The 19,372-nt window shown below is 74.1% G+C and carries 14 protein-coding genes and 1 pseudogene; 9 read left to right on the plus strand and 6 right to left on the minus strand.

Annotation, left to right across the window (positions count from 1 at the left end; genetic code table 11):
• Nucleotides 1-8: 8 nt before the first annotated feature.
• Nucleotides 9-2,962 (minus strand): annotated as a pseudogene (locus ACTMSW_RS06285) (LuxR C-terminal-related transcriptional regulator).
• Between the two features lie 89 nt (nt 2,963-3,051).
• On the opposite strand from ACTMSW_RS06285, the gene ACTMSW_RS06290 reads away from it, so the two are divergent.
• The 5 genes from ACTMSW_RS06290 to serS all read left to right on the plus strand — a co-directional run bounded on the left by ACTMSW_RS06290 (nt 3,052) and on the right by serS (nt 8,428).
• Nucleotides 3,052-3,492, plus strand: a complete 441-nt coding sequence (locus ACTMSW_RS06290) for a hypothetical protein (RefSeq protein WP_441179484.1) — start codon at nt 3,052-3,054, stop codon at nt 3,490-3,492.
• The gene (locus ACTMSW_RS06295) at nt 3,489-4,646 is read left to right on the plus strand and encodes a zinc-dependent alcohol dehydrogenase (protein ID WP_441179485.1); all 1,158 of its coding nucleotides are present in this window, start codon (nt 3,489-3,491) and stop codon (nt 4,644-4,646) included. The genes ACTMSW_RS06290 and ACTMSW_RS06295 overlap by 4 nt, the downstream gene beginning before the upstream one ends.
• A gap of 54 nt (nt 4,647-4,700) precedes the next feature.
• A complete protein-coding gene (locus ACTMSW_RS06300; RefSeq protein ID WP_441179486.1) occupies nt 4,701-5,876 on the plus strand; it encodes a saccharopine dehydrogenase family protein in 1,176 nt (391 codons plus the stop codon).
• A gap of 111 nt (nt 5,877-5,987) precedes the next feature.
• Nucleotides 5,988-7,064 carry a MerR family transcriptional regulator gene (locus ACTMSW_RS06305; protein WP_441179681.1) on the plus strand — a complete coding sequence of 359 codons (1,077 nt, stop codon included), beginning with the start codon at nt 5,988-5,990 and terminating at the stop codon, nt 7,062-7,064.
• Between the two features lie 80 nt (nt 7,065-7,144).
• Entirely contained in the window at nt 7,145-8,428 is a 1,284-nt protein-coding gene (gene serS, locus ACTMSW_RS06310; protein ID WP_441179487.1) for a serine--tRNA ligase, read from the plus strand.
• Nucleotides 8,429-8,536: 108 nt separating this feature from the next.
• Here serS and ACTMSW_RS06315 read toward each other — a convergent pair whose 3' ends face one another.
• Genes ACTMSW_RS06315 through ACTMSW_RS06325 form a run of 3 tightly spaced genes read right to left on the minus strand, consistent with a single transcriptional unit; the run spans nt 8,537 to nt 12,326 of the window.
• Nucleotides 8,537-9,172: a redoxin domain-containing protein gene (locus ACTMSW_RS06315; RefSeq protein WP_441179488.1), complete on the minus strand. Its 636-nt coding sequence runs from the start codon at nt 9,170-9,172 to the stop codon at nt 8,537-8,539.
• Between the two features lie 26 nt (nt 9,173-9,198).
• Nucleotides 9,199-10,665, minus strand: coding sequence for an NADH-ubiquinone oxidoreductase-F iron-sulfur binding region domain-containing protein (locus ACTMSW_RS06320; RefSeq protein WP_441179489.1), 1,467 nt, complete (start codon nt 10,663-10,665; stop codon nt 9,199-9,201).
• The gene (locus ACTMSW_RS06325; RefSeq protein WP_441179490.1) at nt 10,662-12,326 is read right to left on the minus strand and encodes a hypothetical protein; all 1,665 of its coding nucleotides are present in this window, start codon (nt 12,324-12,326) and stop codon (nt 10,662-10,664) included. The genes ACTMSW_RS06320 and ACTMSW_RS06325 overlap by 4 nt, the downstream gene beginning before the upstream one ends.
• A gap of 286 nt (nt 12,327-12,612) precedes the next feature.
• Between ACTMSW_RS06325 and ACTMSW_RS06330 the strand changes: the two genes are divergently transcribed.
• The 3 genes from ACTMSW_RS06330 (at nt 12,613) to ACTMSW_RS06340 (ending at nt 15,979) form a co-directional block, all read left to right on the plus strand.
• Nucleotides 12,613-14,058: an alpha-amylase gene (locus ACTMSW_RS06330; protein ID WP_441179491.1), complete on the plus strand. Its 1,446-nt coding sequence runs from the start codon at nt 12,613-12,615 to the stop codon at nt 14,056-14,058.
• 78 nt (nt 14,059-14,136) lie between these two features.
• The gene (locus ACTMSW_RS06335; RefSeq protein WP_441179493.1) at nt 14,137-15,051 is read left to right on the plus strand and encodes a L,D-transpeptidase; all 915 of its coding nucleotides are present in this window, start codon (nt 14,137-14,139) and stop codon (nt 15,049-15,051) included.
• A gap of 85 nt (nt 15,052-15,136) precedes the next feature.
• Nucleotides 15,137-15,979 carry an alpha/beta hydrolase gene (locus tag ACTMSW_RS06340; RefSeq protein WP_441179494.1) on the plus strand — a complete coding sequence of 281 codons (843 nt, stop codon included), beginning with the start codon at nt 15,137-15,139 and terminating at the stop codon, nt 15,977-15,979.
• An 18-nt stretch (nt 15,980-15,997) separates the two neighbouring features.
• On the opposite strand, the gene ACTMSW_RS06345 is transcribed toward ACTMSW_RS06340, so the two are convergent.
• Nucleotides 15,998-16,528 carry a hypothetical protein gene (locus ACTMSW_RS06345; protein WP_441179495.1) on the minus strand — a complete coding sequence of 177 codons (531 nt, stop codon included), beginning with the start codon at nt 16,526-16,528 and terminating at the stop codon, nt 15,998-16,000.
• Nucleotides 16,529-16,885: 357 nt separating this feature from the next.
• Between ACTMSW_RS06345 and ACTMSW_RS06350 the strand changes: the two genes are divergently transcribed.
• Nucleotides 16,886-18,034 (plus strand): site-2 protease family protein, encoded by a 1,149-nt coding sequence (locus ACTMSW_RS06350; RefSeq protein WP_441179496.1) that lies wholly within the window; start codon nt 16,886-16,888, stop codon nt 18,032-18,034.
• On the opposite strand, the gene ACTMSW_RS06355 is transcribed toward ACTMSW_RS06350, so the two are convergent.
• On the minus strand, nt 17,957-19,309 hold the full coding sequence (locus tag ACTMSW_RS06355) for an FAD-binding protein (RefSeq protein WP_441179497.1): 1,353 nt from the start codon (nt 19,307-19,309) through the stop codon (nt 17,957-17,959). The genes ACTMSW_RS06350 and ACTMSW_RS06355 overlap by 78 nt on opposite strands.
• Nucleotides 19,310-19,372 lie beyond the last annotated feature (63 nt).

The following is a 19,372-nucleotide window of genomic DNA, read 5'->3' on the forward strand; positions in this document are numbered from 1 at the left end:
GACAGGGCTCAGATCAGGTGGAGGTCGCGGGCCCGACGGACGGCGTCCCGGCGACGTGTCGCGTCGAGCTTGCGGTAGATGTTGCGGACGTGGGTCTTCACCGTGTTGACCGACAGGGACAGCTCGGCGGCGATCTCCACGTTGGACAGGATGCTCTGCAGGTACCGCAGAATGGTCAGCTCCCGCTCCGTCAGCGGCTCGTCCAGCTCCGCCGGACCCGGCCCCGGTGGAGAGCCGTCGGGCGGCTCGTCGACGCCACGCACCAGGTCGCTGACCGTCGGCCAGTGCGCGGTGCCGGCGTCGAGGTGCGCGGCGAGCAGGTCCCGTACGCCCGGCTCGGCACGGGTGAACGCTCGGCGGTAGCCCTCCGGCGCGGCAAGATCCAAGGCCCGCTCCAGGATCCGCCCCGCCCGCCGGTCGTCGGCCGCGCGTCGAGCCAGCACCGCGTCCAGTACGGCGGCGTCCAGACGGACCGGCAGCGGCCAGTCCGCCGCCTCCGGTGCCTGCCAGTCCGGCAGCGTCCGGTCGGCTGCCCGGGGGTCGCCGGCGCGCAACTCGACCCGGGCCAGCGCGACCGCCAGGGACTCGGCCGGGGCGGCGCCGTCGCGTACCCGGTCGGTGAGCAGGTTGCGGGCGGTGTCCAGGTCGCCCCGCCCGCCGCGCAGGTCCGCCTCGGCGGCGAGCAGCCAGTGCGTCAACTCCCCCGCCCCGGGCCGGTCGGCGAGTCGTTCGCGGGCCTCGACCAGCGTCCGGTGCCCGCCGGCGAGGTCACCGGCGTCGCGCAGCAGGTACGCCCGGCACAGCGCCGCCACCGCGCCCGCCGGCGGCTCGCCGGTCGCCGGGGCGGCCAGCGCCAGGTTCGCCTCGGCCTCCTCCGGCTGGTCCCGGTGCAGCGCCACCACCGCCAGCGCCAGGTACGCGTAGCCGCAGTCCAGACGGCACGCCCAGCCGTGACAGGGCGGCAGGGCCAGCGCCTCCCGGGCGAGGTCCTCGGCGGCCCGCAACTCGCCCCGCACCGCGTGCAGCAGTGCCGCCCGGCTCGCGCCGACGAGTTCGGTCCGGAGCCGGCCCGCCTCCCGTGCGGTGGACACCGCCCGGGCGAAGGCGGCAGCGGCCGCCCGCAGGTCCCCGTCGGCCAGGTCGGCCAGTCCGAGCGCGGTGTCGGTGACCGCCCGCACGTCGGCGTCGGTGACGGCGTCACCGCCCCGAGGTTCGGCCGGCAGGGGTGTGGGCGGACGAGCGGCGCGCAACCGGTCGGCCGCGGCGCGGACCTCGGCCGGGTCACCGGTGAGCCGGGCCAGGGCCAGCTCCACGGCGGCGGCCAGCGACCGGAACCGGTCCCGGCGGGGCGCCGGTAGCGACCGGGCGGCCTCCACCGCCGCCCGCAGGTGACCCGCCGCCGCGTCACCGTCCCCGGCGTGGGCCCGCTCGGCGGCGCAGGCCAGGGCGAGCTCCGGATCGTGCCGCACCGCGTCGGCCGGCGGGGGTGCGGGCGCCGGCCCGGGCGGCCCGTCCCCGTCGTAGGGCGCCAGCTCCGGCCAGCGGGCGACGAACAGGTCGGTGGCCCGGGTCCAGTCCCCGGCGTGCAGCGCGTGCCGCAGGGCGTCGGCGGGACGGCCGTTGCCGGCGTACCAGCCCGTCGCCCGCAGGTGCAGCTCGCGCAGGTCGTCGGCCGGCAACCGGCCCAGCTCGGCGTGCAGCAGGTCGGCCAGCAGCGGGTGGCAGCGGTACCAGGGCGGGCGGCTGTCGTCCCGGCGCAGCAGGCCACCGTCACTGGCCAGGCCGGCCAGGGTCTCCTCGGTGTCGGCGCGTCCGGTCAGCGCATCGGCGAGGCCGGCGCAGACCGTGTCGGCCACGGCGGTACGCCGCAGCACGTCCCGGGTCTCGGAGTCCAGGCCCGCCAGCACCTCCTCGTTCAGGTAGCCGGCCACGTCGGGCTGGTCACCGCCGAACTGCTCGACCCAGCGGGCCGGGTCGGACCGGCCGCGCAACGCCAACGCGGCGAACCGGAGCGCGGCCGGCCAACCCCCGGTGCGTTCCCGCAGCCGGCGCACCCCGGCCACCGGAAGCACCACCCCGTGGGCGGTCAGCAGGTCGGCGATCTCGTCGCCGCTGAACGCCAGGTCGTCCGGGCCGACCTCGGTGAGCTCGCCGGCCAGCCGCAGCCGGTGCACCGCCAGCGGCAGCCCGGCCCGCGCGCCGACCAGCAGCCGCAGCCGCCCCTCGGCGTGTCGGAGCAGGAACTCCAGCCCGGTCAGCGCCGCCGGGTCGGTGACCCGGTGCAGGTCGTCGAGGACCAGCAGGACCGGTTGTTCCCGGGCGGCGAGGGCCACGGCCAACAGCTCCAACTGGTCCGGACGCGGGGACCGGTCGGGCAGCGGCGGCTCGGACGGGCCGTCGGCCTCGCGGGTGGCCGCGCGCAGCGCCGCCGCGAGGTAGGTCCAGAGCCGGTCGGAGTCGTCGCCGGCCTCCACGGCGACCCACCCGACACCCGGGCCCCGGACCGCGTCCGCGTCGGCTAGGTCCGCACCGGCGCCCGCCGCGCCGAAGTCCCCCGGTGGAGCCCCCACACCGATGTCGCGCGCCCCTTCGGCGGCGCCGGTCACCGGGCCGCGGCCGATCGGATGCCGGCCGGCCCCCGCGACGGCGTGCCACCACGAGGCCAGCAGTGTCGTCTTGCCCCAGCCGGCGGGCGCGGAGACCAGGGTGACCGGCCCGGCGGTCCCCTCGTCCAGTGCCCGCAGCAACCGGGGCCGGAGAACCACCGGTTCCGGCAGCGGTGGTGGCGCCATCCGGGACGCCAGCAGTGGCGTCCCGGCCGTGGTCGCGCCGACCCCTGTTCTCCCACGGTCCTCCGGCACTCGGCCCCACCCCCCACGGACTTGTGCCGCTCCCCCAGGTCCTGCGGCCGGCGGTTACCCCGCCCGGCCCGGTTCACCCCTTCCGGGGGAACCGGCTTCACCCCGCCCCGACCAACCCTGAAGAGGTTTGCGGGAAGGCACAGAGCGAGGAACCGGACAACGGCACCGGGGCGACCGATGGGGAGGAACGATGGGACGGATCGCACGGATGACCGGCGTCGCCGTCGCATCGGCGGCCGGTGCGGTGGCGGCGCGGGCGCTGCGCGTACGCCGGCGGGAAAGCTGGCCCCGCGCGGCCGGGGCGGACCCGCGGCCCGGACGTTGGCAGGTGGTCACGGTCGACCGGGCGCCCGGCGAGGTGCTGCCCGACGGGCGGTGGGCGGAGCCGCTGCGCCGGCTGGGCAACGCCGTGCAGGTGGAGGTCCGGCCGGCGCCGGGGTGCCGGGGCACCGAGCTGGCCGCCCGGCCACGCGCCGGCGCGACGCCCGCCGGACTCGCCGCCCACACCGCCGGCGACGACCCCGGGCGACCGATCCGGGCGGCGCTGCGACAGGCCAAGCAGCTCGCCGAGACCGGCGAGGTGCTGCGCGCGGACCGCCCGGCCATGGACCGCGCGGGGCCGCGAGGATGAGGGCGCTGTGCTGGGTGGGTGCCGGCGAGCTGGAGGTACGCGAGGTGCCCGACCCCGAGCTGCGCAACGGCCACGACGCCGTCGTGCGGGTACGGCGCAGCGCTACCTGCGGGGGTGACCTGCCGCTGCTCGCCGGGCGGGTGCCGTTCCTCGCCGTCGGGGACGTGCTCGGGCACGAGTTCCTCGGCGAGGTGGTCGAGGTGGGTCCGGAGGTCCGCCGGCACCGGGTGGGCGACCGGGTGGTGGTGTGCGCCGGGGTGGCCTGCGGCGCCTGCTGGTACTGCCGACGCGACCTCCCCGCCTGCTGCGACAACGGCAGCGCGGACCCGACGGTCGCCGAGGAGTCCTGGGGCCACCCGATCGGCGGGGCGTTCGGACAGCCGCGGGCGATGGGCGGGTTCGCCGGCAGCCACGCCGAGTACGTCCGCGTCCCGTACGCCGACGTCGGCGCCTTCACCGTCCCGGAGGGGATCGAGGACGACCGGGCGCTGTTCGCCTCGGACGCCGCCCCGGCCGGCTGGATGGGCGCGGACCTCGGCGGCGTACGCCCCGGGGACGTGGTGGCGGTGTGGGGGGCCGGCGCGGTCGGGCAGCTCACCGCGCGGGCCGCCGCCCTGCTCGGCGCGGAACGGGTGATCGTCGTCGACCGGCACCCCGACCGGCTGCGGATGGTCCAGCGGCACGCCGGCGCGGAGACGATCGACTACTCGCTCGCCGACGTCCCCGCCGAACTGCGGGAACGCACCGGCGGTCGGGGCCCGGACGTGTGTGTGGAGGCGGTCGGCGCGGGTTGGGACGGCGACACGCCCCGGTCCCTGGCGGACCGCTTCACCGGCCGGCCCGAACGACCCGACGCGGTACGCGAGGCGGTGCACGCCTGCCGCAAGGGCGGGTCGGTGTTCGTGCTCGGCGAGTTCACCGGCTTCGTGGACGCCTTCCCGCTCGGCGCGGTCACCGCCAAGGGGATCACCGTGCGGGGCGCGCGGCAGCACGGGCAGCGCTACATCCCCATGCTGCTGGAGCGGATGGCCCGCGGCGAGCTGCGCACCGAGCACCTGGCCACCCACGAACTGCCGCTGGAGCAGGGGCCGGAGGGGTACGCGCTGTTCCGCGACCGGGCCGACGGCTGCGTCCGTACCGTCCTCGTGCCGTAGCCGGGACGAGAAGGTGGGGAGGCCCTTCCGGGGACGGGGTGACAGACTCGGCGGATGCGTGACGACCGCCCGTACGATCTCGTCCTGTTCGGCGCGACCGGTTTCACCGGGGCGCTCACCGCCGAGTACCTGGCCCGCGCCGCGCCACCCGGACTGCGCTGGGCGCTCGCCGGACGCAACCCGGAGAAGCTCGCGAAGGTCCGCGGGCGGCTCGCCGGGATCGACCCGGAGCTGGCCGGCCTGCCCCTGCTCACCGCCGACGTGACCGACGCGGAGTCGCTGCGGGCGGTGGCGGAGAGCGCCCGCGTCGTCGCCACCACCGTCGGGCCGTACGTGCACCACGGCGAGCCGCTCGTCGCGGCGTGCGCCCGGGCCGGCACCGACTACCTGGACATCACCGGCGAGCCGGAGTTCGTCGACACGATGTACCTGCGGCACCACGCGGAGGCGGTGCGGACCGGGGCGCGGCTGGTGCACACGTGCGGCTTCGACTCGGTCCCGCACGACCTCGGCGTCTGGTACACCCTCAAGCACCTGCCCACCGACGGACCGGTCACCGTCGACGGGTACGTCCGGGCCGGCGGGAAGTTCTCCGCCGGGACGTACCACTCGGCGCTGACGGCGTTCTCGCGTACGGCCGAGACGAGCCGGGCCGCCCGGGAACGCCGGGCGGTCGAACCCCGGCCGGAGGGTCGCCGGGTACGCGCGGTACCGGGCCGGGTCGGCCGGTCGACGGACATCGGCAGGTGGGCGGTGCCGCTGCCCACCATCGACCCGCAGGTGGTCCGCCGCTCGGCCGCCGCCCGCCCGGAGTACGGCCCGGACTTCCGCTACCGCCACTTCGCCGCGGTGAAGCGGCTGCCGACGATCCTGTTGGCCGGCGCGGGGTTGGCCGGCGTGGTCGGACTGGTGAAGCTGCCCCCGACCCGGCGCTGGCTGCTGGGCCGGCTCGCCTCCGGGCAGGGACCGACACCGGAGCAGCGCGCGAAGTCCTGGTTCCGGGTGCGGTTCGTGGGCACCGCCGGTGACCGGCGGGTGGTGACCGAGGTGGCCGGCGGCGACCCCGGGTACGACGAGACGGCGAAGATGCTCGCCGAGTCGGCGCTGTGCCTGGCGTTGGACGACCTGCCGGCCACGTCGGGCCAGGTGACCCCCGTGACGGCGATGGGCGACGCGCTGCTGGACCGCCTGGTGAAGGCAGGCATCACCTTCCGGGTGGTCCAGGAGTAAGGAAGGGCCCCTTCTTAACGTCTGCGGTAGAGGAAGGGCCCCCGCCTAACACCGCGAGGGTTGACCCTCGACCAGCTTGAGGGGACAGGATCAGCCGTCGTGGAGAGCGACCTGCGCAGCATCGGCGAGTTGGCCCGGGCCAGCGGCCTGACGGTCAGCGCGCTGCGGTTCTACGACTCGGCGGGCGTGCTGTCGCCGGCCCTGGTCGATCCGGTGACCGGCTACCGCTGGTACACCGACGACCAGGTGCGGCCGGCGCGGCTGGTCGCCGGGCTGCGCCGGGTCGGCATGCCGGTCGCCGGGATCGCCGCCGCGCTGCGGGCCGATCCGGCCACCGCGCACCGCCTGCTGGACGCGCACCTGCGCCGGCTGGAGGACGGTCTCGCCGACGCCCGTCGCGAGCTCTCCCGGGTCCGTACCCTCATCGATCCCGAGGAGCCCACCGTGAGCACCCGCATCGTCGTGTCCCGCACCGACCTGGCCGTCGCCGTGGACGCCGTCCGCTTCGCCGTCGGCACCGACCCTGACCTGCCGGTACTCACCGGCGTGCTGCTCGACGTCGCCTCCGACGGTGTCCGGCTGGTCGCCACCGACCGGCACCGGCTCGCGGTGGCCCACGCTCCCGGCCTCCTCGATGGTCCGGCCGTGGCGGTCCTCGTCCCGGTCGGGCTCGTCGACGAGGCGCGGGCCCTGCTCGGCGGGGCTGCCGAGGGCACTCCGGAGGCGCACCTGACCGTGACCGCCGGCACCGTCGAGGTCGCCGTGGCCGGGCGTACGGTGTCCGCCGCCGTGCTGCCGTACGACTTCCCGGACTGGCGCCGCCTGACGCGGACCGCACCGGCCGACGGGCCGGCGCACCGGGTGACCGTCGACGTGGCGGCGCTGCGCGCGGCGTTGACCGGCGCGGACGCCCCCGTGGTCCGCCGACGGTACGAGGGCGTGAACCTGGCCGTCACGGTGCTCGGTCCAAACGGGCGGGGCGGGGTGCGGCTGCTGGGCGAGGACGAGGTGACCGGTCCGGAGGACGGATTCCGGGTCGGGGTCAACGGCGCGTACCTGCTCCAGGCCCTCGACGCGGCCGGCGACCGCCAACTGGTGCTGGAGCTGGACGGGCCGATCAGCCCGCTGGCCGTTCGCCGCCCCGGCGACGACCGGTCCTTCTCGATACTGATGCCGATCCGGCTCTGACACCGGGCCGGGGCGCGGAGAGCCGCGACGGTAGCATCGGGAGGTTCACCTGACGTCCGGACGGAGGCGTACGGAGCAGCATGCTCGACATTGAGTTGATCCGGAAGGATCGCGACGCGGTGGCGTCCGCACTGGCCAAGCGACTGGACCCGGCGGAGGTGACCCGCGCGCTGGACGACATCCAGCAGCTCGACCAGCAGCGGCGCAGCCTGATCAGTGAGATCGACGGCGACCGCCAGCGCCGCAAAGCCGAGGCCCGGGCGTACGCGGAGGCCAAGCGGGCCGGCCGGGAGCCCGAGGTGGTCGCCCCCGAGGCGGGCCGCAAGCAGCTCGCCGAGCTGGAGGCCGAGCTGGCCGAGGTGCAGGGCCGGCTGCGGGACCGGATGAGCGAGTTGCCCAACCTGCCCGCCGACGACGTGCTGCCCGGCGGCAAGGAGGCCAACCGGGTCGTCAAGACCTTCGGTTCGCCGCCTGAGATCGAGAAGCTCCGCGACCACGTCGAGCTGAGCCGGATGCTCGGCCTGGTCGACCACGAGCGGGGCGTCAAGCTCGGCGGCTCCGGTTTCTGGATGTACACCGGCATGGGCGCCCGGATGGAGTGGGCGCTGGTCAACTGGCTCATCGACCAGAACGTCAAGGCCGGGTACGAGTTCCTGCTCCCGCCGCACCTGCTGCTGGACACCGCCGGGTTCGCCGCCGGGCAGTTCCCCAAGTTCTACGACGACGTCTACCACCTGGACCGGCAGTCCGCCCCGCGGGGGCAGTTCCTGCTGCCGACGTCGGAGACGGCGATCCTCGGCGCGTACCAGGACGAGATCCTGGAGACGGCGAAGCTGCCGATGAAGGCCTTCGCGTACACGCCGTGCTACCGCCGGGAGGCGGCCGGCTCGCACTCCGACGAGCGCGGCACGGTCCGGGGTCACCAGTTCAACAAGGTGGAGATCTTCCAGTTCACGCTGCCCGAGCAGGCCGACGCCGCGCTGGAGGAGATGGTCACCCACGCGGAGAGCCTGGTGGAGGGCCTGGGCCTGCACTACCAGCGCACCCTGCTGGCGGCCGGCGACTCCAGCGCCGCGATGCGCAAGACCCTCGACATCGAGGTCTGGATGCCGAGCACCGGCAAGTACAAGGAGGTCTCGTCGGTCTCCTGGGGCGGTGACTACCAGGCCCGCCGGGCGGCCATCCGCTACCGCGAGCCGGGCGGCAAGCAGACCCGCTTCGTGCACACGCTCAACGGCTCGGCGCTGGCCACCAGCCGGCTCTTCCCGGCCATTTTGGAGCAGTTCCAGCAGCCCGACGGCTCGGTGGTGGTGCCCGAGGTCCTCCGCGACCGCCTCGGCACCGACCTCCTCACCCCGCGCTGACCCCACCCCCTACCCCAGCCCGGCAATTTCACGGAAAGAGTGGCTATCCGAGGTCGGATAGCCACTCTTTCCGTGAAACTGCGCCCAGAAGGGGTGGGGGTGGGGGTGTCAGGGGGCGAGGGCTTTCAGGCGACGGGTGAGGTCCTCGCCGTCGAGGAAGCCCTGGTGCACGACCTTTCCGGTGCGGTCGATGATGACGAAGGTGCTCTGCTCGACGATCTCGAAGCGCCGCCACAGCGCGCCGGCCCGGTCGTCGAGCTGCGGGACGCCGGCCAGCTCGAACTCGGTCACGAAGTCCTTCATCGCGCGCTGCTCGCCGAGGCCGGCGACACCGATGACGGGCACGGTGTCCCGGTACGCCGGCGCCACCTCGGCGACGGTCCACGCCTGCGAGGCGCAGGTGGCGCACCACGGCGCCCAGAACCACAGCACCACCGGCCTGCCGGCCAGCGCGGCGGTGTCGAAGGGCGCGCCGTCGAGGGTCTTCGCGGTGAACCGCAGGGTCTCCGGCACGGCGACCGGCACCGTCGCCGCCGAGGGTGGACCGTGGGTCGGTACGCCGGTCGCCGTCGCCGGGATCGCCGGGGTGGCGGCGGCGACCGGCTCGGCCTGGTCGGCCTTCCCGCAGGACGCGACGCCCAGCAGCGCGGCGACGAGCACCACCGCCGTGCCGACCCGCCGGATGCGGGACGCACGGTCACGCCGATCTCCCGGTCGTCCGGTGCCCACCGCTAAGCGGAGCATCCGCGTCTCCCTTCTCCTAGGTCGCGCTACTCGACCTTGGACAGTCGCAACGCGAGTTCCGGGCAGACCTTGACCGCCTTCAGGGCGCCCTCCCGCAGCCAGGTCGGCACGGGGGTGGGCGGGAAGGCGGGGTAGCCGTTGGAGTCCAGTCGGATGAAGTCCGGTACGACGTGCGCGCAGAGGCCGTGCCCGTCACAGCGGGACCAGTCCAGGGTCAGCTTCTGCGGGTTCTCGTCCGGCGCGCCGGGCAGGCCCATCACGCCCCGGACCCGCCGGCCGCATCCGTCGCCGGTGGTGTGCAGGCGCAGGTCCTCCTCGAAGACCTCCATCGCCGAGAGCGCGAAGCGCGCCGTACCGTCGGGGTGGCTGCACGCCCCCCGGCCCTTGACGTCGCCGGCGGCGGCCCGGACGACCTCCACCGGCGCGCTGCCGGAGACCGCCAGGTCGACGGCGCGGGCCAGGTCCGGCAGGCCCATCCGGCACGGGCCGCACTGGCCGGCGGACTCTCCGGCCAGGTAACGCACCACCTGCGCGGTCTCGCCCAGCGGGCAGGTGTCCGTGCCGAGCGGGATGATGATGCCGGCACCGAGGGTGCCGCCGACGGCGGCGAGGCCCGCGCGGGAGATCTCGGCCCGGTCCGCCGCTTCCTGGGTGATCCACTTGCCGTGGTAGCCGCCGACCAGGACGCCCGCCGAGTCGGGCGCCTCGCACAGGTCGAGGATCTCCCGCAGCGGGGTGCCCGCGGCGCACTCCACGACCGCCGGCCGCTTGGCCGCGCCGGTCACGGTGAGCAGGACGGTGCCGGGCTCGTCGTCGGTGCCGAGCGCCGCGTACTCGTACGGTCCGAGCCGGGCGGCCACCGCGAGCTGGGCGTACGTCTCGGCGTTGGACAGCAGGGTGGGCAGTCCACCGACGCCGGAGTCGCTGGAGCGCTTCTTCGTGCCGGGCGGGATGTGCGGCAGGCCGTTGATCCCGTTGACCAGCGCGCCGCCCTCACCGGAGATGAACCGGTGCGGCACGGTCACGATGGTGGTCTCCACCGGCATCCGGCGTTCCTGGAGCGCCTCGGTCAGCGAGTCGCGGCCCACCCCGTCGTCGGCCACCCCGATCACGATCTCCTCGGCGTCCAGCGCGTACGCGGCCAGGGCGGCCCCGTCGAGGATCAGGTGCGGCGCCCGGGTGAGCAGCACCTTGTCCTTCCAACTGGCCGGCTCCCCCTCGCTGGCGTTGACGACCACGACGGCACCGAGGTCCTGCCGCTCGCAGGACTCCAGCACGGCGCGCAGCTTCTTCGCGAACGGGAAACCGGCTCCGCCCTTGCCCTTGAGCTGGACCCCCTCGGCGAGTCGGAGCAGGTTGGCCGGCTCGATCGGCCCGATCGGGCCGTGCACCTCCTCGTGGGCGAGCAGGTCGAGGCGGCCGAACTCGGCGAAGCCGGCGGTGAGCCGGGGCTCGCCGATGCAGGCGACCGGGGGCACTGTCGTCCGCATCACTTCGCCTCACCCCGCAGTCCGGCCCAGTAGGCGCCGTCGACGTCGGCGGCGGTGGCGCGGCGACGCCGGGCGGACCGGCTCTCCCCGGCGGCCCGGCGGGCGCGGCGGGAGGCGAGGTCGACCAGGGTAGGGGTGTCGTCGACGGGCGGCAGGTCCTCGGCGACGTACTGGGCCGGCGGCCGCCAGTAGTCCGGCTCCACCTCGGGCAGGTCGTCCTCGACGCTGTGCCGTCCACTCCCGCTGCGCGGGGCGGCCGAGATCGGGCCGGCGGAGATCGGACCCGCCGAGATCGGACCGGCCGAGATGGGCGAGGTCGCCTCCCAGCGGCGGGGGCTGTCCCACGGCTCCTCGGGCTCCTCGAGCCCGGCGGAGGGCGAGACCGGGTAGCGGCTCCGGTCGTCGGCGCGCGACCGGAGGCCGGAGCCGACCATCTCGTCGTCGTCACGGTAGCGCCGCCCGCTCGGGGCCGGCTCCTCCTCGACCCGGCGGGACACGCGCTCCTCGGACCGCCGGGCGGCCACCGGCTCGCGCTCCGCGTCGCGGCGGCGCGACGACCGCGGCTCGGCCGGCTCCTCCGCCCGCCGTCGGGCGGACCGGGCGGGCGGCGCCTCGACGTCGTCCCGGCGCCGGTCGGATCGGGCCGCCACGGGCTCCAGTTCCTCGTCCCGGCGGCGGCGCGCGGGGCGGGCCGGCTCACGCAGGGAGCCGGGCTCGGGTACCACCGGCACGGTGAACCGTTCCGGGTCGCGGCGCCGGCCGCCGGGCGCGGTCCAGGTGCCGGCGGCGGTGGTGTCGGCCCACGTGGGCGTACGCTCCGCGCCCTTCTTCTCCTTCTCACGCTTGGTGAGGCCCTTGAGCAGCGTCCGGCTGGTGGTCTCGTCGGCGGGCCGGGCGGCCATGGCCTTGTTCATCGCGGCGGCCTGCTGCTGCTCCCGGCTGCGCCGGCCCAGGCTCACCGAGAGCCGGACGAGCAGCGCCAGCACCACGAGCAGGACGCAGGCGAGGTAGCTGGCGATCACCCAGGGCGCTGCCGGTCGCCCGGCGTTGAGGCCGTGGAAGATTCCGAACGGCCAGGAGAGGTACGCGGCGGAGTGCAGGGTCCGCCAGAGCCACTTGGGGCCGACCCCCGCGAAGCGGGCGCGGATGATGCCGGTCCAGAACACGCTCACCATCAGCAGGGCCGCCACCGTACCGAGGCCGACGTAGAGGCCCCGGCCCCCGACGAACGGCACGACCGCGTCGGTGGCGGAGGCCCGCCCGCTGGCGATCTTCGTCAGAACGTGGAAGAACAGCCCGGCGACGCCGAGGATGCCGGTTGCCCGGTGCGCCGACTGCAACAGCACCCGGTGCCGGATCAACAGCACCAGCCGGTCGGTGGCGAGCAGCCCCATCATCACGGTGAGGCTCAGCGACACCAGGGTGATCACCCCGGCGAAGAACTCGGTGAAGAAGAATCCGTACGCGTACGCCGTCGAACCCACGCCGGTGAGCATGGTGACCGCCCACGCCGCGGCGAGGGCGGAAACACCGAACAGGACCGCCGCCGCCCGGGACCGCGTACGGACCCCCCGGCTGCTGGTGGTGGTCCGGACCGTCGTGGCCTTCTGGTTCTGCTGTGCCCGGGCCATCTGCTCCTCGATCGTCTCGCGGCGGCGCGCCACCGGCCGACCCTGCTCCCCCTCCTGTACGGAGCGGCGCGGCCGACGGATCACCGGAGCGAAGAATTTCTCGTCGACCCGTCGAACCGTGCGGCCGTCGGGCGCGTGTAGGGGCCGATGCGTCGCGCCGCGCGGACGGTCGGTAGTGACGCCCGTCCATTCGTTGACAGTCGCTGTAACTCGCTTGTAATCTTTCGGAAAATTTCAGTCCGGGCTGCAAGACCCCGGCAACTGGAAGCCCTCCCCTGGCGCCACCACCCCTTTCCATCACCCCCGTCTGGAGTCACAGATGCATCGACGTCGATGTCTCTCCGTGGTCACCGCCCTCGGCGTGATCGCGAGCCTGCTCCTGCCGACCGCCGTGACGGCACCCCCGGCCGCCGCGGCTCCCGCCGGCACCAAGAAGGTCATCGCCAACCTGTTCGAGTGGAACTGGAGCTCGGTGGCGAGCGAGTGCCAGAGCACCCTGGGCCCGAAGGGCTACGGCTACGTCCAGGTCTCCCCGCCGCAGGAGCACGTCAAGCGCTCCGAGTGGTGGGTGGCGTACCAGCCGGTCAGCTACCGGATCGAGTCCCGCAGGGGCACCCGGGCGCAGTTCAAGTCCATGGTCGACACCTGCCACGCCGCCGGCGTGAAGGTCGTCGTGGACGCCGTCATCAACCACATGTCCGGCCAGGACAACGGCGGCACCGGCTGGGCCGGCTCGTCGTACGGGCACTACAACTACCCGGGCATCTACTCCTCGGCCGACTTCCACTACTGCGGACGCCCCGGCAACGAGATCACCAACTACGGCGACCGGTGGGAGGTGCAGAACTGCGAGCTGGTCAACCTCTCCGACCTGAAGACCGAGTCGGACTACGTCCGGACGAGGATCGCCGGGTACATGAACGACCTGCTCTCGCTCGGCGTGGACGGCTTCCGGCTGGACGCCAGCAAGCACATGCCGGCCGGGGACATCGCCGCCATCAAGGGCAAGCTCTCCCGCTCGGCGTACATCGTGCAGGAGGTCATCTACGGCGCCGGTGAGCCGATCACCCCGAACGAGTACACCGGCAACGGCGACGTGCACGAGTTCCGGTACGGCAAGGACCTGGCCCGGGTGTTCCGCTCGGAGAAGCTCGCCTACCTGCGCAACTTCGGCGAGGGCTGGGGCCACCTGCCCAGCTCGGTCTCGTCGGTCTTCGTGGACAACCACGACACCCAGCGCGACGCCGCCGGTGTCCTGACCTACCGCGACCGGGGCATCTACGCCCTGGCCAACGCCTTCATGCTGGCCTGGCCGTACGGCTCGCCGACGGTCATGTCCAGCTACACCTTCAGCGGGCGCGACCAGGGCCCGCCGCAGGACGGCAGCGGCAAGGTCCTCAACACCACCTGCTACTCCGGCTGGGAGTGCGAGCACCGCTGGCCCGTCATCGCCAACATGGTCGGCTTCCGCAACGCCACCGAGGGCGCCGGCGTCGTCAACTGGTACGACAACGGCAACAACCACATCGCCTTCGGCCGTAGCGGCAAGGGCTTCGTCACCATCAACGACGAGGACTACGCGATCAACGGCCGTACCTACTACGCCGGGCTCCCGGCGGGCCGGTACTGCGACGTCATCCACGGCACCTACTCGGCCGGCTCGTGCAGCGGCCCGGTGATCACCGTGGACGGCAACGGCTGGTTCGCCGCGAACATCCCCGCCCACGACGCGGTCGCCATCCACATCGGCGCCCGCCTCAGCTGAGGTGGAAGGAAGGGCCCCTTGTTATCGCTATATGCATAACAAGGGGCCCTTCCTAACGTCCGGCCGTACAGTGGTTTGGTGGCTTTTGACCGAATCAGTCCGTCGCGTCGGCTCCGCTGGATCGGGGCGGCGGTAGGCGTACCCCTGCTGTTGCTGGCCGCCGGCGCGACCGGCTGGGCCCTGACCCCGGAGCCGGCGCCCCCGACGGTGACCCGGCCGGCGGCGCAGCCGCCGGCCCCACCCACGGCGGCCGCGACCCCGGCCCCCAAGGAGAGCGTGCCGGCCGCCGCGCCCGCGCCCGCCGGCCTGCCGGTGGTCGACTACGGCCCGGCACCCACCGGCTTCCCGGCCGACCCCCACACCATGGACACCACCCCGCTGACCGAGGGGGCGCACCCGACCCGCCGGATCGCCGCGTACACCGCGCCCGGCGGCCGGCCATTGGCGTTCCTCGACCCCACCATCAGCGGCGTCGACGTGACCATGCCGGTCGCCCGGCGCCAGGCCGGCTGGACGGCGGTGCTCCTCCCCTCGGCGAACCGCACCCTCGCGTGGCTGCCGCCGGGCGGCTTCACGACCGTCGCGCTGCGCGACCAGATCGTCGTCGAGCGCAAGCCGCACCGCCTGACCTGGTACCGGGCCGGCCGAGCCGTTCGCTCGTGGGAGGTCAGCCTCGGGCAGCAGGGCCAGGAGACCCCGCTGGGCCGCACGTTCATCCTCGGCCGAACCCCGCCGCCCGAGGCGGTGTACGGCGGCGTCGACATCTTCGCCCTCGGCGCCGTGCCGGACGACCCGGACGCGGTCCCCGCCGGCCTGCGCGGCGCGCACATCGGCCTGCACAGCTGGCACCACGACGGCGAACTGGGCGAGAACACCACCAACGGCTGCATCCGGCTGACCAGGAGCGGTCAGCGGGAACTGCTCGCCGAGCTGCGTCCCGGCACCAGCGTGGTCGTGGTGGACGAACTGCCCGCCCCGCCGCCGACCGCCTGACGGTTTCGGCCACGCGGAACGGGTAACCGCCCCGAGCCCGTCGCACCGGCGGTGCCGCCGCACGCCGAGCGGAAGGGGACGCCGCATGGCCCTCGCGCCCGACACCGTGGTCCTGATCCACGGGCTGTGGATGACATCACGCAGTTGGGAGCGGTGGGCCGACCGGTACGCCGCCCGGGGCCTGCGCGTGGTGGCCTCCCCCTGGCCGGGCTTGGAGGGTGAGGTCGAACAGCTCCGGGCGGACCCCACCCCGATCGCGGAGCAGAGCATCGGGGAGATCGCCGACCACTACGACCGGCTGATCCGGGGCCTGCCGAAACCACCGCTGATCATGGGCCACTCGTTCGGCGGGCTGATCGCGCAGATCCTGGTCGACCGGGGCCTCGGCGCGGCGGCCGTGGGGGTCCATCCGGCGGCGCCCAAGGGCGTTCTCAAGCTGCCGCTGAGCACCCTGCGGTCGGGTTTCTCGATCCTGCGCAACCCGTCGAACCGGCACCGGGCCGTGCCGTTCACCGCCGACGACTTCCACTACGCCTTCGGCAACACGCTCGACCGGCGCGAGTCCGACCGGGCCTGGGAACGGTACGCGGTGCCCGGCTCCGGCCGGGTGCTGTTCGAAGGCGCCTTCGCCAACCTCGACCCCCACTCGCCGGCGCGGGTCGACACCGGTCGCCACGACCGGGCCCCGCTGCTGCTCCTGGCCGGCAGCGCCGACCACGTGGTGCCTCCGTCGGTGGTGCGCGGCACCGCGGCGCTGTACCAGAGGTCGCGGGCGCTGACCGCGTACCACGAGTTCGCCGGGCGGTCGCACTTCACGGTCGGGCAGCCGGGGTGGGAGAAGGTCGCCGACTACGCGCTCGACTGGGCGGTACGGGCGGCGGCCCTGCCCCGCGAGGTGACCATCGCCCGCGAAGCCCCACGCCGGTGACGTGCAGGGCTACAAGCGTTACCGGGCTTGGACGATCCAACTGTCGAGGCGGTAGACGAGCGTGCAGTAATCGTCGGCCTGATCGACGACCGGTTCGTACAGGACCCCGTCGGCGCCGAGCTTCATGGCGAGTTCCTGTCCGAAACTCGCCGACAGACCGATGATCGGGGCACCTGTGTCACCGCGAATCGGTATGTCGAGGCCGTACGAGAGCCCGGAATCGAGGACCCGGACGTAGATCCGGCATCGGTCTCCGCCCAGGAGCATGAACCCGGTGAACGTGTAGACGTCGTCAACCGATGCACGGATCGGCCCGCGCTGCATGAGCTGGAACAGCCGAAGCAGTTCCTGAACGGGAGCGACGGCCGTACGTGCGCGGGCGATCGCGGTCTCCGGCAGAGCGACAACCGTGTTGCCATGGCAGTCCGTCGAGACAGTGGCTCCCGGCGAGACATGGCCGGATTCCCGGGCTGGCACGGTACGCACGTGAGCGAGCACCGCCTCGACGTCATGCAGGGTCCAGTCGCGGTAGAGCTCTGGCAGGGACACCTCGACAGCTACCCCAGACACCATCGCCGGGCCGTACGACAGGGCAACCCGAGACCGTTGTGCATCCGCTCGGACGACCCCTCGAAGCCGTGGGGATGCGGCGGAATCCGGACCTGGAGGGTCCAACAGCAGCGGCAACATCACACTCAGGAGGAGCCCGTGGGCAAGGTCCCAGTCCTCCGGGTCCGTCGACATGTTCCCGTCCTCAGCCGCCGGTGATCACTCCGATGTACGCACCATCCGGGGGGTCGATGCTGACATACGTGCCGTTCAGGTCACGACCACTCCACACGACGCTCCAGCCAGCGAGATATCCACCCCTGGCATGGCGGCACCTTCCAGGGGTATGACCGGAACATGAGGGCGAGTTTCCGGCTTGGCCGGATCGCGGGTGTTCCGGTCGGGGTCAACTGGAGCGTCCTGGTCATCTTCCTGCTGATCGCCTGGGGGCTGTCGGCCAACCAGTTCCCCCGGTCGTACCCGGACCGGCCGGTCGTCGCGTACGTCCTGGCGGGTCTCGCCGCGGCGGTCGTCTTCTTCCTCGGCCTGCTCGCCCACGAGGTCTCCCACGCGATCGTGGCGAAGCGCAACGGCCTCAAGGTCGGCGGCATCACGCTCTGGCTCTTCGGCGGTGTCGCCGAACTGAAGGGGGAGGCGCCCAACCCGGGCGCGGAGCTGCGCATCGCCGGGGTCGGGCCGCTGGTCAGCCTGATCATCGGGGTCTTCTTCGGCGGCATCGCGGTGGCGCTGGCGCTGACCGGGTACGAGGGGCTGCTGCTCGGGGTGCTGGCCTGGCTGGCCGGGATCAACGTGCTGCTGGCCATCTTCAACGTGCTTCCCGCCGCGCCGCTGGACGGCGGTCGGCTGCTGCGCGCGGCGGTGTGGAAGGCAACCGGCGACCGTACGAAGGCGTCGGTGGTGGCCGCCCGCGCCGGCCGGATCCTCGGTGTGGTGCTGATCGGCCTGGGATTCTGGCAGTTCTTCGTCGGCGCCGGCTTCGGCGGGCTGTGGCTGGCCCTCATCGGGTGGTTCCTCATCGGCGCGGCCAGCATGGAGGAGCGGCAGGCGCGGACGGGCGACGCGCTGCGCGGTGTCCGGGTCGCCGACGTGATGACCCCGCAACCGCAGACCGCCTCCGGCGAGATGACGGTCGCCGACTTCGTGGACAACTACCTGTTCGCGTACCGGCACTCGGCCCTGCCGCTGACCGAGGACGGTCGGCCGGTCGGACTGGTCACCCTGGACCGGGTCCGCGGCGTGGCAACGGACCGGCGGGCCGGCACCACGCTGGCCGAGGTGTCCTGCCGCTCCGACGAGTTGGTGCTCGCCTCCCCCGACGAGCAGCTCAACGACCTGCTCCCCCGGCTGTCCGAGTGCGCCGACGGACGGGCGCTGGTCGTCTCCGAGGATCGGCTGGTCGGCATCGTCTCACCCAGCGACATCAGCCGGGCCGTCCAGCGCGGCAGCCTCCGCGAACAGCTCGCCGCCGGCCGACCGGGCGCCTGACGTCGCCGGGGTCCGCCCGGCCCGCGGCTCAGGAACGCGGGGTACGTACCGGTCCAGCAGGTCGGTGCGGAACGTCCCGGCCGGGTCCAGCCGCGCCGCCAGGGCACGGAAGTCGGCGTACCGCGGGTAGGTGGCGGCGACGGCGGCCGGTGGGACGTCGAAGACCTTGCCCCAGTGCGGGCGGGGCGCGAACGGTGCCAGCCGTTCCTCCACGGCCGCCACCACCGGCCCTACCCGCGCCGCGTCGGCGATCCAGGTGAAGTGCACCGCGAGGCTGTCGCGGCCGTGGCTCGGGCTCAGCCAGAGCCGGTCGGCGGCGACCGTACGCAGCTCACAGACCTGGAGCACCGGCGCGATCAGGTGCGCCACCGGGTCCAGCGCGGCCAGCACGTCGGCTGCCGCCGTCCGGGGCACGAGGTACTCCGACTGCAACTCGTCGCCGCTGCTCGGGGTGAAACCGAGCCGGAAGTGCGGCAGCCGCTCGTGCCAGGGCCCGGCCGCACCGAGCTGCGGGGTGCAGTGCTCGGCGGAGAGGCCGGCGACCGGATGGCGGGGCCGGTCGGCCGCCGTCGTACCGAGCCAGTCCGCCGCCGGGGGCGGCTCCTCCGCCCGCTGCTTGATCCACACCTCGCGCAGCGTCGGCGTCCGCCAGTCGGTGAAGACACTGACGCTGTACGCCGACCCGAGCGCCGCGTCCAGCGCCTCCCGGGACAGCCCGAGGCGGACGTACTGGCGCAGCGCGAAGGTGGGCATCACGTCCAGGGTCACCCGGGTGACCACGCCCAGCGCGCCGAGCGACACCACCGCGCCGGACAGGGTGTCCGGATCGCGTCCCCGGTCGATCGTCAGCAGGTCCCCCTCGGCGGTGACCAGCTCCAGGCCGGCGACGGCGGCGGCGAGACTCCCGAGGCGTTCCCCCGAGCCGTGGGTGCCGGTGGCGACCGCCCCGGCGACCGAGATGTGCGGCAGCGACGCGAGGTTGGCCAGCGCGTACCCCCGCTCGTGCAGGTGGGTCGCGAGGTCCCCGTACCGCGTCGCGGCCGGCACGGTCACGGTCGCGGCGTCCGGGGCCAGCTCGATCGCGCCCGGCAGCGCGGCGAGCGACACCAGGTCCCCGGTCGTGTCGCCGAGGCGGTTGAAGGAGTGCCCGGTGCCCACCACCCGCAGCCGGTCGCTGCCGGCCACCAGCCGGCGCAACTCGTCCAGCGACGCCGGCTCGTGGAACCGCCGGGCGGCGTAGTGGACGTTGCCCGCCCAGTTGCGGCGCGGTGTCATGAGGTCCCCCGTCCGTCGTGCCGCCTCCCCGGCGGGTGCGCGTCGGTGCCGTGCGCGCCCGAC

Origin of the sequence: Micromonospora sp. BQ11, assembly GCF_052068135.1 — a bacterium.
Lineage (GTDB): Bacteria > Actinomycetota > Actinomycetes > Mycobacteriales > Micromonosporaceae > Micromonospora.